This is a genomic window from Mesorhizobium sp. NFR06, assembly GCF_900115245.1.
GTDB lineage: Bacteria > Pseudomonadota > Alphaproteobacteria > Rhizobiales > Rhizobiaceae > Mesorhizobium.
This window is the reverse complement of sequence record NZ_FOVT01000018.1, coordinates 40,049-54,745: the sequence shown is the minus strand read 5'-3', so window position 1 is coordinate 54,745 and position 14,697 is coordinate 40,049. Positions and strand designations below refer to the sequence as shown.

General features: G+C 64.1%; 20 protein-coding genes. 10 read left to right on the top strand and 10 right to left on the bottom strand.

All coding sequences use genetic code 11. The features are described 5' to 3' along the window. Window positions 1–102: 102 nt before the first annotated feature. Genes dapD through F3H96_RS25230 form a run of 3 tightly spaced genes read left to right on the top strand, consistent with a single transcriptional unit; the run spans window position 103 to window position 2,062 of the window. The gene (dapD, locus tag F3H96_RS25240) at window positions 103–957 is read left to right on the top strand and encodes a 2,3,4,5-tetrahydropyridine-2,6-dicarboxylate N-succinyltransferase (protein WP_149804397.1); all 855 of its coding nucleotides are present in this window, start codon (window positions 103–105) and stop codon (window positions 955–957) included. A gap of 24 nt (window positions 958–981) precedes the next feature. Then, a complete protein-coding gene (locus F3H96_RS25235) occupies window positions 982–1,353 on the top strand; it encodes a DUF805 domain-containing protein (protein WP_149804396.1) in 372 nt (123 codons plus the stop codon). A gap of 7 nt (window positions 1,354–1,360) precedes the next feature. Continuing rightward, the gene (locus F3H96_RS25230; RefSeq protein ID WP_149804395.1) at window positions 1,361–2,062 is read left to right on the top strand and encodes a hypothetical protein; all 702 of its coding nucleotides are present in this window, start codon (window positions 1,361–1,363) and stop codon (window positions 2,060–2,062) included. Here the strand turns inward: F3H96_RS25230 and F3H96_RS25225 are convergent. Next, window positions 2,037–3,071 (bottom strand): 2-dehydropantoate 2-reductase, encoded by a 1,035-nt coding sequence (locus F3H96_RS25225; RefSeq protein WP_149804394.1) that lies wholly within the window; start codon window positions 3,069–3,071, stop codon window positions 2,037–2,039. The two genes, F3H96_RS25230 and F3H96_RS25225, sit on opposite strands and share 26 nt — an antisense overlap. Before the next feature lie 115 nt (window positions 3,072–3,186). On the opposite strand from F3H96_RS25225, the gene dapE reads away from it, so the two are divergent. Both dapE and F3H96_RS25215 read left to right on the top strand, forming a co-directional pair. Then, window positions 3,187–4,386 (top strand): succinyl-diaminopimelate desuccinylase, encoded by a 1,200-nt coding sequence (gene dapE / locus F3H96_RS25220; RefSeq protein ID WP_149804393.1) that lies wholly within the window; start codon window positions 3,187–3,189, stop codon window positions 4,384–4,386. Window positions 4,387–4,388: 2 nt separating this feature from the next. Continuing rightward, a complete protein-coding gene (locus F3H96_RS25215; protein WP_149804449.1) occupies window positions 4,389–4,994 on the top strand; it encodes a transporter in 606 nt (201 codons plus the stop codon). 107 nt (window positions 4,995–5,101) lie between these two features. Here F3H96_RS25215 and truA read toward each other — a convergent pair whose 3' ends face one another. From truA to F3H96_RS25190, 5 genes are read right to left on the bottom strand one after another with little or no spacing between them, the layout of a single operon-like run. Continuing rightward, window positions 5,102–5,857 carry a tRNA pseudouridine(38-40) synthase TruA gene (gene truA, locus F3H96_RS25210; protein ID WP_149804392.1) on the bottom strand — a complete coding sequence of 252 codons (756 nt, stop codon included), beginning with the start codon at window positions 5,855–5,857 and terminating at the stop codon, window positions 5,102–5,104. A 20-nt stretch (window positions 5,858–5,877) separates the two neighbouring features. After that, window positions 5,878–6,384, bottom strand: a complete 507-nt coding sequence (locus tag F3H96_RS25205; protein ID WP_149804391.1) for an N-acetyltransferase — start codon at window positions 6,382–6,384, stop codon at window positions 5,878–5,880. Next, the gene (gene fmt / locus F3H96_RS25200) at window positions 6,381–7,316 is read right to left on the bottom strand and encodes a methionyl-tRNA formyltransferase (protein WP_149804390.1); all 936 of its coding nucleotides are present in this window, start codon (window positions 7,314–7,316) and stop codon (window positions 6,381–6,383) included. Before fmt ends, F3H96_RS25205 begins: the two co-directional genes overlap by 4 nt. Before the next feature lie 11 nt (window positions 7,317–7,327). Beyond that, window positions 7,328–7,753 carry a type II toxin-antitoxin system VapC family toxin gene (locus F3H96_RS25195; protein ID WP_149804389.1) on the bottom strand — a complete coding sequence of 142 codons (426 nt, stop codon included), beginning with the start codon at window positions 7,751–7,753 and terminating at the stop codon, window positions 7,328–7,330. Beyond that, a complete protein-coding gene (locus tag F3H96_RS25190) occupies window positions 7,750–8,028 on the bottom strand; it encodes a plasmid stabilization protein (RefSeq protein WP_244620146.1) in 279 nt (92 codons plus the stop codon). Before F3H96_RS25190 ends, F3H96_RS25195 begins: the two co-directional genes overlap by 4 nt. A gap of 164 nt (window positions 8,029–8,192) precedes the next feature. Here F3H96_RS25190 and F3H96_RS25185 point away from each other — a divergent pair, with 164 nt between their 5' ends. Continuing rightward, a complete protein-coding gene (locus F3H96_RS25185) occupies window positions 8,193–8,450 on the top strand; it encodes a hypothetical protein (RefSeq protein ID WP_149804387.1) in 258 nt (85 codons plus the stop codon). A 3-nt stretch (window positions 8,451–8,453) separates the two neighbouring features. Here the strand turns inward: F3H96_RS25185 and def are convergent, their stop codons facing one another. After that, the gene (gene def, locus F3H96_RS25180; RefSeq protein ID WP_149804386.1) at window positions 8,454–8,984 is read right to left on the bottom strand and encodes a peptide deformylase; all 531 of its coding nucleotides are present in this window, start codon (window positions 8,982–8,984) and stop codon (window positions 8,454–8,456) included. A gap of 103 nt (window positions 8,985–9,087) precedes the next feature. On the opposite strand from def, the gene F3H96_RS25175 reads away from it, so the two are divergent. Then, window positions 9,088–10,335: a DNA recombination protein RmuC gene (locus F3H96_RS25175; protein WP_149804385.1), complete on the top strand. Its 1,248-nt coding sequence runs from the start codon at window positions 9,088–9,090 to the stop codon at window positions 10,333–10,335. Window positions 10,336–10,349: 14 nt separating this feature from the next. Here the strand turns inward: F3H96_RS25175 and F3H96_RS25170 are convergent, their stop codons facing one another. Then, window positions 10,350–10,754: a GFA family protein gene (locus F3H96_RS25170; RefSeq protein WP_149804384.1), complete on the bottom strand. Its 405-nt coding sequence runs from the start codon at window positions 10,752–10,754 to the stop codon at window positions 10,350–10,352. A gap of 34 nt (window positions 10,755–10,788) precedes the next feature. Further along, a complete protein-coding gene (locus F3H96_RS25165) occupies window positions 10,789–11,748 on the bottom strand; it encodes a cation diffusion facilitator family transporter (protein WP_149804383.1) in 960 nt (319 codons plus the stop codon). 232 nt (window positions 11,749–11,980) lie between these two features. Here F3H96_RS25165 and F3H96_RS31555 point away from each other — a divergent pair, with 232 nt between their 5' ends. Beyond that, entirely contained in the window at window positions 11,981–12,106 is a 126-nt protein-coding gene (locus F3H96_RS31555) for a hypothetical protein (protein ID WP_095819016.1), read from the top strand. 199 nt (window positions 12,107–12,305) lie between these two features. Then, window positions 12,306–12,620 (top strand): quaternary ammonium compound efflux SMR transporter SugE, encoded by a 315-nt coding sequence (gene sugE / locus F3H96_RS25155; protein WP_149804382.1) that lies wholly within the window; start codon window positions 12,306–12,308, stop codon window positions 12,618–12,620. Window positions 12,621–12,880: 260 nt separating this feature from the next. Here sugE and F3H96_RS25150 read toward each other — a convergent pair whose 3' ends face one another. Then, a complete protein-coding gene (locus tag F3H96_RS25150) occupies window positions 12,881–13,309 on the bottom strand; it encodes a DUF6481 family protein (protein ID WP_149804381.1) in 429 nt (142 codons plus the stop codon). A gap of 232 nt (window positions 13,310–13,541) precedes the next feature. On the opposite strand from F3H96_RS25150, the gene F3H96_RS25145 reads away from it, so the two are divergent. Further along, window positions 13,542–14,603, top strand: a complete 1,062-nt coding sequence (locus F3H96_RS25145) for an LLM class flavin-dependent oxidoreductase (protein WP_149804380.1) — start codon at window positions 13,542–13,544, stop codon at window positions 14,601–14,603. The last annotated feature ends 94 nt before the right edge of the window (window positions 14,604–14,697 follow it).

Genomic DNA, 14,697 nt, shown 5'->3' with positions numbered 1-14,697 from the left:
CGCAGGCGCGATTGACCCCCATTGAGCCTTAACATAGGGTCCGCGCGACTTTTAAACAGGTTAAGGCGCAGCCCCTTAACAGCTTGGTAATGGAGCGAAATCATGTCGAAGCCCGATCTGGCGAGTCTCGAGAAGACCATCGAGAAGGCCTTCGAGGAGCGCGACGCGATTTCGACCGCGACGCGCGGCGAAGCACGCGAGGCCATCCAGGCCGCGCTCGACCTGCTCGATCGTGGCGTGGCCCGCGTCGCCGAACGGCACGATGACGGCAAATGGCACGTCAACCAGTGGCTGAAGAAGGCAGTGCTGCTCTCCTTCAGGCTGAACCCGATGGAGATCATCAAGGGCGGTCCCGGCCAGGCCGTGTGGTGGGACAAGGTGCCGTCTAAGTTCGACGGCTGGAGCGCCGTCGATTTCGAGAAGGCCGGCTTCCGCGCCGTGCCGTCCTCGATCGTGCGCCGCTCGGCCTATGTCGCGCCGGGCGCGGTGCTGATGCCGTCCTTCGTCAATGTCGGCGCCTATGTCGATACCGGCACCATGGTCGACACCTGGGCCTCGGTCGGTTCCTGCGCCCAGATCGGCAAGAACGTCCATCTTTCCGGCGGCGTCGGCATCGGCGGCGTGCTGGAGCCCATGCAGGCCGGCCCGACCATCATCGAGGACAATTGCTTCATCGGCGCGCGCTCGGAAGTGGTCGAAGGCTGCATCGTGCGCGAAGGTTCCGTTCTCGGCATGGGCGTGTTCATCGGCCAGTCGACCAAGATCGTCGACCGCGCCACCGGCGAGGTGTTTTACGGCGAGGTGCCGGCGAACTCGGTGGTCGTCGCCGGATCGCTGCCGGGCAAGCCGCTACCCAATGGCGAGCCGGGCCCGAGCCTCTACTGCGCCGTCATCGTCAAGCGGGTAGACGCCAAGACCCGTTCCAAGACCTCGATCAACGAATTGCTGCGCGATTGATCCTCCACAACGGAGCGGACGCCATTGTCTGACAGATCGCAATTCCTCTGGCTGTTCTTCAGCCTTTCGGGGCGGCTGAGCCCGGTCGCCTATGCGCTGGCCGGGATTTTGCTGATCCTTGTCCAGTTTTTTCCGTTCTACCAGTTCGCCCGGGTGGAGCTCGGCTCCTCCGCCAGCCAGAACTGGGCCATGATATGCTGGGGCGTGCTGCTGATCTCGGCCTGGGCCACGTTCGCGGTGACGGCAAAGCGCTTCCATGATTTCGGCAAGCCGACCTATTTTGCGCTGATCTCGCTTATCATCGGTCCCATCCTGCTTATCATCCTCGCCTGTTTCCGCAGCGATCCCGGACCGAACCGCTACGGCAGGCGCACCAACGCGCCGGCCGATTCCTGAGACCGTCATGCGCTACCGCGCGCTCGACCCGCAACTGATCATCGAGACAGCCGAAAGGCTGGAAGGGCGGATCGGCGACCGTTTCCCGGAAACCGGCCTGCGCGGCGTCGCCGGCGAACTGGTGTCGCTGTCGCGGGACCTCGCCAAGGCCGCCAGGGAGTTGGAGGCGCCGATCTGGTGGTTGCGCATCGCGATCGTCGCCGCTTTCGTCGCCGGCGTGGCGATGTTTTTGTTCGTCGGCACAATCCTGCCGCTCGACCGTATTTCGGGCACCGACGATGCCGTGCAGTCGATGCAAGGCATCGAGGCGACGATCAACACGGTGATCCTGGCGGTGCTCGGGCTGCTGGCACTGGTCCGTGCCGAGGAGCGGATCAAGCGCAAGAGAGTGTTCCGGCAACTGCACGGGCTGCGCTCGCTGATCCATGTCATCGACATGCACCAGCTGACCAAGGATCCGGCGGCGCTGTCGGCCGACTTCAAGCCGACCGCGCATTCGCCGCAACGCATCACCAACGCCGGCGACCTTGCGCGCTATCTCGACTATTGCTCGGAGATGCTGTCGATCACCGGCAAGATCGCGGCGCTGTTCGCGCAGTCGGTCAATGACGAAGTCGTCATCCACGCCGTCAACGACATCGAGAACCTGGCCTCCAACCTGTCGCGTAAAATCTGGCAAAAGATCACGCTGATCGAGGACCGGGGTTGACGGCATCGGGCGTCAGCCCGGGCGGACCACGCTTGCCCGCTTCCGCCTGACGCACCAGCGCCATGACGCGTTCGTTGATCGGCGTCGGGGTGCCCGTCTGCCTGGCCAGGCGAATGACCGCGCCCTGCAATTCGTCGATCTCGGTCGGACGACCGCGCTTCAGGTCGTCCCACATCGAGGAGCGCGCCTGCGCGTCGATCGCCAGCATGCGGCGCGCCAGGAGCCCGAAAAGCCAGTCGGGAAGCCGCAACACCTTCGGCAGCAGCGACGGCGGCAGGCCTGTGATGCGCGCCGGCGCCACAGCCGCAGCCTTCATCGCGGCGAGCGCCTCGTCGATCTGGCCGGCCAGGATGACGCGCCAGCGGCGGTCGGCCAGTTGCCTTGCCAGCGGCAGGTCGGAGAGCGCCACCAGCGCATTGTTGAGGTTCATCAAGAGCTTGCCCCACTGCACCGCCTTCATGTCGGCGCGCGCTTCCACGGCAAGCCCATCGACGTCGAGCCGATCGGCAAGGCCATCGATGCCGCCGTCGATCATCACCTCGCCCTGGCTGGCGCGATGAACGCGGAACGGCACCTCGCCGTCCGGCGACTGGACGACGTTGAACATCACCATGCCGGCCAGCACTTGCCGGCCGGGGAGCCCGGCGCGCAACCTGTCCGCGTTGTCGACGCCGTTCTGCAGGCTGGCCACGACGGCATCCGGGCGCCCGTGGGCGGCGATAAGCTTGGCCATCTCCGCGGTCCCGCCGCTCTTCACCGTCACCAGGATGATGTCCGCGTCACGCAGCGCGGTCGCCGGATCGTCGGTGGCTGAAATCGCCTGCGCTTCGACGCGGCGATCGCGGCCGTCGAGATCGCTGACGCGGAGTCCGCCCTGGCGCATGGTCTCGACGACGCGGCCGCGGCCAAGCAAAACAACCTTGCGTCCGGCGAGCGCCAGGCAACCGCCGACATAGCAGCCGATGCTGCCAGCGCCGGCAATCGCGATGGTGCTTGCTTCACTGGCCATGCATTCGTTCTCGCTTGGCCCGCAACTATACGCGACGAAAACCATATTGTCGGCGGGATGACCGGCGATCATCTGCCACCGTGACACGACAAACGCTTTCGATTATCGCTTGCCCATGACATTGCCGACCGACCCCGCCGCGAATCTCGCCGCCCTGATCCGCTGCCCTTCCGTCACGCCCGCCGAAGGCGGCGCGCTCGCGGCGCTGGGAGACATGCTGAAGCCGCTGGGCTTCTCGGTCGAACGGCCCGTGTTCTCGGAAGACGGCACGCCGGACATCGAAAACCTCTATGCCCGACGTTCGGGCAACGGCCCGCACCTGATGTTTGCCGGCCATACCGACGTCGTGCCGGTGGGCGACGAGGCGGCCTGGACGCATCCGCCCTTCGCCGCCGAAATCGCCAATGGCGAGATGTACGGCCGCGGCGCCGTCGACATGAAGGGTGGCATCGCCTGCTTCATCGCCGCGGTGGCGCGCCATGTCGAGAAGAATGGCGGCCCGAAGGGCTCGGTCTCCCTGCTGATCACCGGCGACGAGGAAGGTCCGTCGATCAACGGCACCACCAAGTTGCTCGACTGGGCGGCGGCCAGGGGCGAGAAGTGGGATGCCTCGATCGTCGGCGAGCCGACCAATCCCAATGCGCTCGGCGACATGATCAAGATCGGCCGGCGCGGCTCGCTGTCGGGCAGCGTGACGGTCAATGGACGCCAGGGCCATGCCGCCTATCCGCAGCTTGCCGACAACCCGGTGCGCGGGCTCATCAGCCTGGTCGACGCGCTGCTCCATCCGGTGTTCGACAAGGGAACGAGGGATTTCCAGCCGACCAATCTCGAAGTGACGTCGATCGATGTCGGCAACCCGGCGACCAACGTCATTCCGGCGAAGGCGACGGCCATTTTCAACATCCGCTTCAACGACACATGGGATGCCGAAGCGGTCCAGGCCGAGATCCACAACCGGCTCGACAAGGCGGCGGGGCGCAAGAAATACCGGCCGGGCAAGACGACGCCGGTCGACTATGAGCTCGTCTGGCGCGACCGGCCGAGCCATGTCTTCCTCACCCGCGACGACAAGCTGATCGAGACGCTGGGCAAGTCGGTCAAGGCGGTGGTCGGCAAGACCCCGGCGCTCTCCACCTCCGGCGGCACCTCGGACGCGCGCTTCATCAAGGATTATTGCCCGGTGGTCGAGTTCGGCTTGGTCGGCAAGACCATGCATATGGTGGATGAGCGCGTCGCGCTTGCCGACCTCGAGACGCTGACGCAAATCTACGAACGCTTCATCGAAGACTGGTTCGGACAAGGCCTTTCGTGACCATGCTTTCGGCGGACGAAACCTACGCTTCGCTGGCCGGCGCCTGGCGGCTGATGTTCGGCAAGGCCGACGGCCTGCGCCTGCTCGACCTTTCGGCCGACGGTTTCTGGAATTCGTTCTTCGCCATTATCGTGGCGGCGCCGGCGCTGATCGTCGGCTGGGTCGGAATCGCCAATGAGCTCGGCGATCCCGAAGCCTTCGCCGGGCGCCTCGGCATGCTGATCCGGCTGGCCACCGTCGATATCGGCTCCTGGGTACTGCCGCTGGTGGCGCTCGCGCTGGTCGCGCCGCGTGCCGGCATCGGCAGCCGCTTCGTCCACTATGTCGTCGCTTCCAACTGGACGTCGGCGATCATCGCCTGGCTCATGCTGCCGTCGGCGCTGCTGAGGCTCTTCCTGCCTTCGACCAACGAGGTCAGCGGGCTGGTGTCGCTGCTTTTGTTCGCCCTGTCGATGGTGCTGACCTGGCGCATGACCAACGCTTCGATCGGCAGGGGCGCCACCGTGGGCACCGCCGTCTTTGTCGGCATGTTCATTGCCTCGCTGCTCGTCCTGTTCGGCCTGCAGGCGCTGCTCGGCATCGACATACCGGACGCCACGACGGGCTGACCGTGGCCCGGAGTTATGTCGATCGCGGAGCGCCGACACTGGCCGTCTTTGGCACCGATTGGAACCTAGGCGTTTGCCGGTTACGGCGCTGATGCTCTATGCAGCGGTCAGCTGCCTTCCGGGTAATCGACACCCACCAGAAACAGCCCGTCCGGTGGCGCAACCTGGCCGCAGGCCGCGCGGTCGCGCGCTTCGAGCGCCGCCTTGAGATCCGACGCGCCCCAGGAGCCGTCGCCGACGCGCCGCAGCGAGCCGACCATCGAGCGCACCTGATTGTGCAGGAAGGAGCGCGCCGAGGTCCGCACCTCGATGAGATCGCCCGAACGGGTGACGTCGAGACGGCCAAGCGTTCGCACCGGGCTCTCGGCCTGGCATTGGGTGGAGCGGAAGGTGGTGAAGTCATGCCGGCCGAGCAGCACTTTGGTCGCCTCCTGCATGGCCTCGGCATCGAGCCGTTTCGGCACCCACCAGACCTTGCCCTTTTCCAGCGCCGATGGCGCGCGCCGGTTGAGGATGCGGTAGAGATAATGGCGGCCGGTGGCGGAAAAGCGCGCGTCGAAGCCGTCGGCGACGACGCGCGCCTCGAGGATGGCGACGCGCGCGCCGGCCGCCTGCAGATGGGCGTTCACGGCATCGCGCACCTTGTCGCCCGGCCAGTCCCTGGCCAGATCGACATGCGCCACCTGGGCGGTGGCGTGCACGCCGGCATCGGTGCGGCCGGCGGCTCGCAACCTTACCGCTTCGCCGCAGAACTTCTCTATCGCCTGCTCGATCGCCTGCTGCACCGAGGGCTGGTCGGCCTGATGCTGCCAGCCGGCGAACTGGCTGCCGTCATATTCAATGTCGAGCCGAAAACGCGGCATAAGCGATGAGCGCTGGCCGCCTAGGCGGCCAGCGCGGTGAAGGCCGAAGCGTAGACCAGCTTGCCGGTGTCAGGCGCGTCGCCCCAGGCCAGAGCCTGCAGCGCCTCGCCCTGGTATTCGCTTTCGAACTTTCCGGCGCGGGCATGGGAGTAGCCGAAGCGGCCGTAATAGACCGGATCGCCGAGAACCACGGCCAGCGTCTCGCCGGCTTCCTTGAGGCGCACATGCGCCTCGCGGATCAGCGCGCCGCCGATGCCGGTGCCGTGGAAAGACGGCTCGACCGCCAGCGGCGCCAGCGCCACGGCCGCGAAACGCTTGCCGCCATTCTGCACGTAAAGCCTGGAAAACAGGATGTGGCCGACGACCTGGCCGTCTTCCTCGGCAACCAACTCGACGACGGCATCGCCGCCGGTGACAAGCGCGTCGACCAGGCCGGCTTCCGCCTGCTGGCCAAAGGCATGTTCTTCGACGAGGCGGATCGCCTCGCGATCCCGCGGCGTCGCCGCACGTATCGACATCATGCTCATTTGAGTTTCATTCCTTTTTCGATCTTGGCTCCGCGCAAAAACTCCTGCGCGGTGGCTGGCCTTCCGCCAGCCCGTTGAACTTCGACCAGCCTGACCGCGCCTGCCCCGCAGGCGACCGTGAGGCGGTCATCGAGAATTCCTCCCGACTCGCCGACGCCATCCGATAGCGTCGAGCGAAGCAGTTTCAGCCGCTCCATGCGGCCGCCAATGTCGACCTCGCACCACGCGCCCGGAAAGGGCGAGAGGCCGCGAATGTGATTGTGGACTTCGCCAGAAGGCCGCGTCCAATCCACGCGTGTCTCCGATTTATCGATCTTTCGGGCGTAGGTCACCCCTGCCGTTGCCTGTTGGGTAAATGTCAGACAATTTATCCCCAACTGCGCGAGCGCCCGTACCATTAGCGAAGCGCCTTGAAGCATCAGGCGGTCGTGCAATTCGCCGGCCGTCATATCGGGTGCGATGGCGCATTTTTCAACCATTGCCACCGGCCCGGTGTCCAGGCCCTCTTCCATCTTCATGACCATCATGCCGGTCTCGGTATCGCCGGCCATGATGGCGCGCTGGATGGGAGCGGCACCACGCCAGCGCGGCAGAAGTGAGGCATGGCCGTTGAGGCAGCCGAGTCTGGGCGCTTCCAGAACCGGCTTCGGCAGCAGCAAACCATAGGCGACGACCGCGGCGACATCGGCCTGCAAGGCCGCGAAGGCCCGCTGCTCGGCCTCCGCCTTCAAAGATCCCGGCGTGCGCACCTCGACGCCCAGCCTTTCGGCCTCGCGCTGCACCGGCGAAGGCGTCAGTTCCAGCCCGCGCCGACCGGCGGCGCGCGGCGGCTGCGTGTAGACGGCCGCGATTTCGTGGCCGGCCCCGGCGATGGCGCGTAAGGTCGGCACGGAAAAATCCGGCGTGCCCATAAAGATGACGCGAAGCGGCATTGTGGCGATCCTCAGGCGTCCGCTTCGAACGGATTCACGAGCTTCAAGTCAAGCTCGTCGAAGTCTCGCACATTGCGGGTCGCGAGCGTCGCGTCATGGACCAAACAGATCGCGGCAATCATCGCATCGGAAAGACTGATAGGGCGACCAATCTTTTCCCGCTTTGCCCGAAGCTTGCCAGCGAGACGAGGGATGGGACCAGAAAATTCAACGATCCGGCCCGCGAACTGCTCCGAGATCAGACGGTCTAGCGCGCGAATATGGCGTTCGGATCCTGTTTTGTTCAGAAACCTCTCGGCACCAAAGGATTGCTCCATTACGACTGGGCCGCAAAGATAGAGATCGAGGAGTTCTTGTTTGCCAAACCATTCGATCACCTTCGGGTCAGGTGTCGTTCTGCTTGCTTCAGAAACCACATTTGTATCAAGGATTATCACTCGAAATCCTCGATCCGGCGCCCGAAGTCTTGTTTCCTCTCGGCTTCGATTTCGGCCATTATATCGGCAAATTCGTTGTCAATTGCGCTTTCGTTTGCAAATGCAGAACGAATACTGTCCCATGCGGATAGGTTAGGTTCCAGCCTCGCCTCCTTCTCCGCAATCATGCCCTTCCATAAAAGGTCGATGGCTTTGCCCGACAAGCTCTGGCCAACCTTTCGGGCAGCCTGCTCAATTTCGCGTTTTAGCGGCTCGGGAACATTTCGGATTAGCATATCACTCACGGCCAGCCTCCGATTTGATATCATGATATCACGACAAGATGCTCTACTCAACCGGGCTTAATAAGGGCTTTCGCTGCGCTGAGGACTGATCGTTAACTAAGTTCAAATACCTTCCTTCATATGATTCGGCCGCTTGCCTCCTCGGAGCCATTCATATGAAAGCCCGCAAAAAGACATTTGGGACACGCCGTGCGCCAATCGCTGAGTTCAGATCGCTTGAGGAGGAGTTTACGAAAGGCGAGTTGTCCAAAAGGAGTGAGCGAGCATTCGCTATCTATCTCACGCCGCTGTTCGCACTTGCCGTAGTCGCGATTCTAATATTCTCGCCAGAATCCCGCGCACTTGCGTTGGAATTGGGTTCCAAAGCCATCGAACTGGGGAAAGATTGGGTTCTGCGCGGATTACTCGAATAAGGCTTAGCCCACCATCTTGCCCGGCGCCTTGTCCTTGGCGAGCTTCTTGAACTTCCTCACCACCATGTCGCGCTTCAGCTTCGAGATGTGGTCGATGAACAGCACGCCGTTGAGATGGTCGATCTCGTGCTGCAGGCAGGTGGCCATCAGCCCTTCTGCCTGTATCTCCTGCAATTTGCCGTCGCGGTCGAGATATTTCACCCGCACCGAAGCCGGGCGCTCGACCTCGGCGTAATAATCGGGGATCGAGAGGCAGCCTTCCTCATAGACCGAACGCTGGTCGGCGCTTTCGAGGATTTCCGGATTGATGAAGACGTGCGGCTCCGGCGGCTCGCCTTCCTTGGCAAGATCGATGACCAACAGCCGCCGCGGCTCGCCGACCTGGATAGCCGCGAGGCCGATGCCCGGCGCGTCATACATGGTCTCCAGCATGTCGTCGGCGAGCTTGCGCAGGTCGTCGTCGACGCGCTCCACCGGCTTGGAAACCTGGCGCAGGATGGGATCGGGAAGGATGATGAGCGGCTTGATCGACATGGCGTCTCACCTAAGACGTCGTTAGAAAAGCGTCAACGGGGGCATGCGCACGCCGTTCACGTTTTGATCTGTGCCGGCAGGCCGAATCGGTTATGCTGCCGGCATGAACGACACCATGACCACCATCCTTTCCGAGCCTGTCGCGCGGCTCGGCGCCACCACGATCACGCTTGGCCAGGCGTTGGCTTTCGGTGCGATCCTCCTGCTTGTGCTGTTCGTGGCGCTCGTCGTCGCCTTGTGGAGCGCCGCCGGGGCGCGCGCGGCGGCAGCCGCCGAAGCCGCCGACCATGCCCGCGATGCCGAGGCGAGGATGGCCGACATCATGCAGGCGCAGGCAGAGATGCAGGGCCGCATGGGCGCGATCGCCGAAGTGTTCGGAGCAAGGCAGGCCGAGCTCACCCAGTCGCTCGGGCAGCGACTGGACGCCATGACCGGCCGCCTCGGCCAAACGATGACCGAGCAGACCAAGTCGACGCATGAAAGCCTGGCCAAGCTACAGGAGCGGCTGGCGGTGATCGACACGGCGCAGGGCAACATCCAGTCTTTAGCCGGCCAGGTCGTGCAGCTGCAGGCAATCCTGTCCAACAAGCAGACGCGCGGCGCCTTCGGCCAGTCGCGCATGGAGGCGATCGTCGCCGATGGGTTGCCGCACGGCGCCTACGAGTTCCAGGCAAGCCTTTCCAACGGCAGCCGGCCCGACTGCCTGGTGCGGATGCCGAACGGCGCGCCGATGCTTGCCATCGACGCCAAGTTCCCGCTCGAAGCCTGGAATGCCATCCGCGCCGCCGAGGGCGCCGATATGCAGAAAGTGGCGGCGCAGGTCTTCCGCCGCGACATCGAGGTGCATATCCGCGATATCGCGGAAAAATACCTGATCCAGGGCGAGACCCAGGACACCGCTTTCATGTTCGTGCCGTCGGAATCGGTGTTCGCCGAGATCCACGAGAATTTCGAGGCGGTGGTGCAAAAGGCGCATCGCGCCCGCGTCGTCATCGTCTCGCCCTCGCTGCTGATGCTGTCGATCCAGGTCATCCAGGCGATCCTGAAGGACGCCCGCATGCGCGAGCAGGCGCATCTGATCCAGGGCGAGGTCATACGGCTGATGGAGGATGTCGGGCGCGTCGACGAGCGCGTGCGCCGCCTGCAGACGCATTTCGGCCAGGCGGCCAAGGATATCGACGACATCCTGGTTTCGACTTCGAAGGTCACCAAGCGCAGCCAGAAGATCGAGGCGCTGGAATTCGCGGAAGGCGAAGCCGCGGCGCCGCCGGCCAAGGTGGAGGCTGGCGCGCGCGTGGCCGATTCCAAGACGGGCCAGCTTAGGCTGCGCGTCGTCGAGGGCGACGATTGAGCTGCCGCAAGTAGCTACTGACCCTCAACGGTGGTCATGCCTTCGAATTCTGGCAACCAATGCAATGCCGAGCGGTGCCAAACCTGCTTTTTCGGGACGAGTTGCTGGCGCTGACGCGCCGTACCGACCCTGATGCCGTAGATTTTCGGTCCGTCTCCCACGGACGTGGCATAGAGATGCGATCCGCAGTCGCCGCAGAAGGCTTGCGCGCGTTTGGCGCCGCTCGATCCAGTCTTGATGTAGACCTTGGGCGTGCCGCTGGTGATCCTGTAGTCGCTTTCCGATGCAGGAACAGTCACCCGGAACGCGGTGCCGGTGAGTTTCTGGCAATCCGTGCAATGGCAGATCGAGGTCTTTTCGGGATCGACCTCCGCCTCATAGGTGATGGCGCCGCAATGGCACCCGCCGTCGATCTTCATGAGTTTTTCTCCTTACGGGTTCGCGGCGTTAAGCCTAGCCCTCTTCCGATGCCTCTGCGATGGCCTTTCGCCGCAGCTCCCATGTACCAGTGGCCTGCGGCTTGACGAACAGCCTGGCGATCTCCGGCATCTCCTGTTTCAACCGCGCCTCCAGGCGCTCGACGCAGGCCTCGATCTCCGGCGCAGTCAGATGGTCCTCGAACTCGATGCTGAGGCCCGCCACGATTTCCTCCGGACCGATGTGAACGCTCAATATGCCGTTCGCCCGCTGCACCGCGGGATCCTGCTCGGCGATCGCCAGAACCTTGCGCTGCACTTCAGGAGAGGCGGGCTCGCCCATAAGCAGCCCCTTGCTCTCGCGCGCGAGAAAGATAGCGGTGGCGCCAAGAATGATTGCGATGCCGATCGAGCCCACGCCGTCGAGCTCGGGAATTTCCAGCAGCTCGGATGCGAGGATGCCAGCGAACGCAACGACCAGGCCAAGCAGTGCGGCGCTATCCTCGAACAACACCGTGTAGACGCTCGGATCCTTGCTCGATTGCACGGCCTGCAGCCACCCCTGCTTGCCTTTCTGCTGACGAAACTCTTTCAGCGCCACCAGCCAGGAGCTGCCCTCGAACAGGAAGGAGAAACCAAGCACGATGTAGTTGATCTTGGCGTCGACGACCGGCTCAGGCGCCATGATGTGGATGACGCCTTCATAGAAGGACACGCCGGCGCCGAGCGCGAACACCAGAAGCGCGACGATAAAACTCCAGAAATAGAGCTCGCGCCCGTGACCGAGCGGATGCGCGCGATCGGGCGGCCGCGCGGCGCGGTGCATGCCATAGAGCAGCAGCGCGCCGTTGCCGGTGTCGACCAGCGAATGCACGCCTTCCGACAGCATGGCGGACGAACCGGTAAAGGCTGCCGCCGCGAATTTGGTCAGCGCGATCGCCAGGTTGCCGGCAAGCGCGGCGTAGATCACTCGTCTCGACCCGGAATGCCCTGCCATCCGATCTCCCGGCCATGCCCGATACGCCCCGAGCTTAGCGACCCGCCGGCCGAAGCTCCACAGACATTGCGCGGCCGGCGCGAAGTTCAAGCGACGTCAGCGACTTTCGCACGGGCATGTCGACGGGAAATCGGTTGACATCCGGCTAGCCGGCTCTCGAAGCGGCGAACGGCTCTTGCGGTCCGCCGTTTCTCTTGTTTCATTTACATGCCCAAAATCGGAGGAACGAATCATGGCTAAAGGTGCGATGAAGGCGGGCAAGGAAGCCCGCAAGCCGAAGAAGGACGCCAAGAAGCCCGCCGCGGCCCCGGCTCCGAAGGCGCCGCCGGTCAAGGCGATGCGAATCAAGGAAAAGTAGGCGACCGAATTCGGTCGATCCGGCTCAATGCAGGCTCTGAACCGGCGGCATGGCCAATGCTGCCGGTGTTTTGTTGATCGGCGAGCAGGGCTTCCTATGTCAAAGCGCCGAGGACGACCTCGCTTCCCCGAAACAACCGGCCGGGACGACCCGCCACACCGAGCATCGCAACCGATGCCGGAATGACGGAGTGTATTTGATGTCCTGGATCTTTCTTTTCTTCGCCGGCCTGTTCGAGATCGGCTGGGCGATCGGCCTCAAATATACCGACGGCTTCTCCAAGCCGCTAGCGACCCTTCTCACGATTGCCTCGATGATCGTCAGTCTCGGCCTGCTCGGCCTGGCGCTGAAGGCACTGCCCGTCGGCACGGCCTATGCGGTGTGGACCGGCATCGGCACTGTCGGCACGGCGCTGCTTGGCATCTGGCTGCTCGGCGAACCCGCGACCGTTGTCAGGCTCGCCTGCATCGGCCTGATCGTCTGCGGCATCGTCGGCCTGAAACTGGTCGCCTAACGCGTGTCGCCCGTCAGGACTTGCGTCAGAACAAAGAGATGAAGCGTTTCGCCGTTGCCATGAGGCGGTGAAATGCTGTCCACTAACTGTCCGCAAGCGCAAACACGTTCAGGGCCGCTTTCGGCGACCCTGAACAATTCTCCAACGAACCCGAACTTGAGCGCATCGCGCCTGACACGGAGTCAGGCGACGCGCCTTAAGCCGTTGTCTCGATGCATGTCGTTGTCCCAGAACCGCTGCGCGCTTCTGGGCGACATACATTAGCGGGCGGAGAAGCCCGGAGGGGTCCTGCCGACGCGCGACTTGCGCGCGGCGTAGCGTGCGTCACGCTTGGCCTTGCGCGCAGCCTCATTGGCAAGCTCGACCGCAATGCGCTCGGCTTCCTCGGCTTCGCGGCGCTTGGCCTCTTCGGCCGCCGCTGCTTCAGCAGCACGACGCGCCGCCGCAGCAAGCGCGTCGCGCTCGGCCTTTTCGGCCGCTTCACGCGCCAGCTTCTCCTGCTTCACTCTTGCCTTTTCGGCCTCGCGGATGGCGCGGGCCTCAAGGATCGCCTTGCGTTCGGCCTGGCGGGCCTGCACGGCCGGATCATCCGCCGCCGGCTTCGCCTTGAAGCGCTCGAGCAGCGCCTTCTTTGCCTCGTTCGCGGCATTGCGCCGCTCGAAAATGTCTTTTTCCCTGTAGATAGCCAAGTCCACTTCCCTGCAGTCTATTCGCGACGCTTACATACGCGCGAAAGCGGCGAATTCAAGCGCCAAAACGGTATGCCAGCCATGAAAAAAACGGGCTTGTTGCCGCAGGGATACGCTGCGGCAACGCGTGATGCACTGTTCACAGATCGCACCTCTGGCAGGCGGCAAGGCATATGGTTACCTCTAGCGCCGACAAGCGACACCCACATGAACACCTTCAGGATGCAACCAGATGGAACTCGGTCTTTACACTTTCGCCGATGTCAGCCCGGAGCCGGGTCCCGGCGCGATCGGCCCGCATGAGCGGCTGCACAACCTCATCGAGGAAATAGAGCTGGCCGACCAGGTCGGCCTCGACGTGTTCGGCCTCGGCGAACATCACCGCCCCGACTACGCCGCCTCGGCGCCGGTCGTGGCGCTGGCGGCTGCGGCCGAGCGCACGAATCGCATCCGCCTCACCAGCGCGGTCACCGTGCTCTCCTCCGACGATCCGGTGCGCGTCTTCCAGCAATTCGCGACACTCGACCTCTTATCCAACGGTCGCGCCGAGATCATGGCCGGACGCGGTTCCTTCATCGAATCCTTCCCGCTGTTCGGCTACAATCTCGAGGACTATGACGAGCTCTTCGCCGAAAAGCTCGACCTGTTGCTCGCGATCCGCGATCAGGTGAACGTGACGTGGCAGGGCAAGCTGCGCGCACCGATCAACGGTCGCGGCGTCTATCCGCGCCCGCTCCAGGAAAAATTGCCGATCTGGATCGCCATCGGCGGAACGCCGCAATCCGCCGCCCGCGCCGGCGTGCTCGGCCTGCCGCTGGCGCTGGCCATCATCGGCGGCGAGCCGGCGCGTTTCGCGCCACTGTTCGAGATCTATCGCGAGGCGGCGCGCCGCGGCGGCAACGACCCGGCCAGCCTCGCCACCAGCCTCAACGTGCACGGCTTCATTGCCGAGACGACCGAGCAGGCGGCTGACGATTTCTACGGACCGCAGGCCGAGGTGATGAACCGCATCGGCCGCGAGCGCGGCTGGGGCCCGACCTCGCGGGCGCATTTCGACCACGCGCGGGGCCCCAGCGGCGCCTTGTTCGTCGGCAATCCCGAGCAGGTGGCGGAAAAGATCGTCGCCCAGCACAGGATCTTCGGCAACGACCGCTTCCTGCTGCAGATGGCGATCGGCACCATGCCGCATGCCAAGATCATGAAGGCGATCGAGCTCTACGGCACCAAGGTGGCGCCGATCGTGCGCAAGGAGGTAGCGAAGGCTGTAGCCGCAGCGGCGGTGCCGGCCGGTTGAGGCACGGAGCTTGCGTGATCACCGGCTAACGGAACCTTGGCGCGGCGAGTACGTTCTCCCGACGATTGCACCGGTTGCGGTGCCCTTGAGGGGA

Coding starts and splice junctions, on each gene's coding strand:
- dapD (WP_149804397.1), top strand. CDS start 103: ATGTCGAAGCCCGATCTGGCGAGTCTCGAGAAGACCATCGAGAAGGCC.
- F3H96_RS25230 (WP_149804395.1), top strand. CDS start 1,361: ATGCGCTACCGCGCGCTCGACCCGCAACTGATCATCGAGACAGCCGAA.
- F3H96_RS25225 (WP_149804394.1), bottom strand. CDS start 3,071: ATGGCCAGTGAAGCAAGCACCATCGCGATTGCCGGCGCTGGCAGCATC.
- dapE (WP_149804393.1), top strand. CDS start 3,187: ATGACATTGCCGACCGACCCCGCCGCGAATCTCGCCGCCCTGATCCGC.
- F3H96_RS25215 (WP_149804449.1), top strand. CDS start 4,389: ATGCTTTCGGCGGACGAAACCTACGCTTCGCTGGCCGGCGCCTGGCGG.
- truA (WP_149804392.1), bottom strand. CDS start 5,857: ATGCCGCGTTTTCGGCTCGACATTGAATATGACGGCAGCCAGTTCGCC.
- F3H96_RS25205 (WP_149804391.1), bottom strand. CDS start 6,384: ATGAGCATGATGTCGATACGTGCGGCGACGCCGCGGGATCGCGAGGCG.
- fmt (WP_149804390.1), bottom strand. CDS start 7,316: ATGCCGCTTCGCGTCATCTTTATGGGCACGCCGGATTTTTCCGTGCCG.
- F3H96_RS25190 (WP_244620146.1), bottom strand. CDS start 8,028: ATGCTAATCCGAAATGTTCCCGAGCCGCTAAAACGCGAAATTGAGCAG.
- F3H96_RS25185 (WP_149804387.1), top strand. CDS start 8,193: ATGAAAGCCCGCAAAAAGACATTTGGGACACGCCGTGCGCCAATCGCT.
- def (WP_149804386.1), bottom strand. CDS start 8,984: ATGTCGATCAAGCCGCTCATCATCCTTCCCGATCCCATCCTGCGCCAG.
- F3H96_RS25175 (WP_149804385.1), top strand. CDS start 9,088: ATGAACGACACCATGACCACCATCCTTTCCGAGCCTGTCGCGCGGCTC.
- F3H96_RS25170 (WP_149804384.1), bottom strand. CDS start 10,754: ATGAAGATCGACGGCGGGTGCCATTGCGGCGCCATCACCTATGAGGCG.
- F3H96_RS25165 (WP_149804383.1), bottom strand. CDS start 11,748: ATGGCAGGGCATTCCGGGTCGAGACGAGTGATCTACGCCGCGCTTGCC.
- F3H96_RS31555 (WP_095819016.1), top strand. CDS start 11,981: ATGGCTAAAGGTGCGATGAAGGCGGGCAAGGAAGCCCGCAAGCCGAAG.
- sugE (WP_149804382.1), top strand. CDS start 12,306: ATGTCCTGGATCTTTCTTTTCTTCGCCGGCCTGTTCGAGATCGGCTGG.
- F3H96_RS25145 (WP_149804380.1), top strand. CDS start 13,542: ATGGAACTCGGTCTTTACACTTTCGCCGATGTCAGCCCGGAGCCGGGT.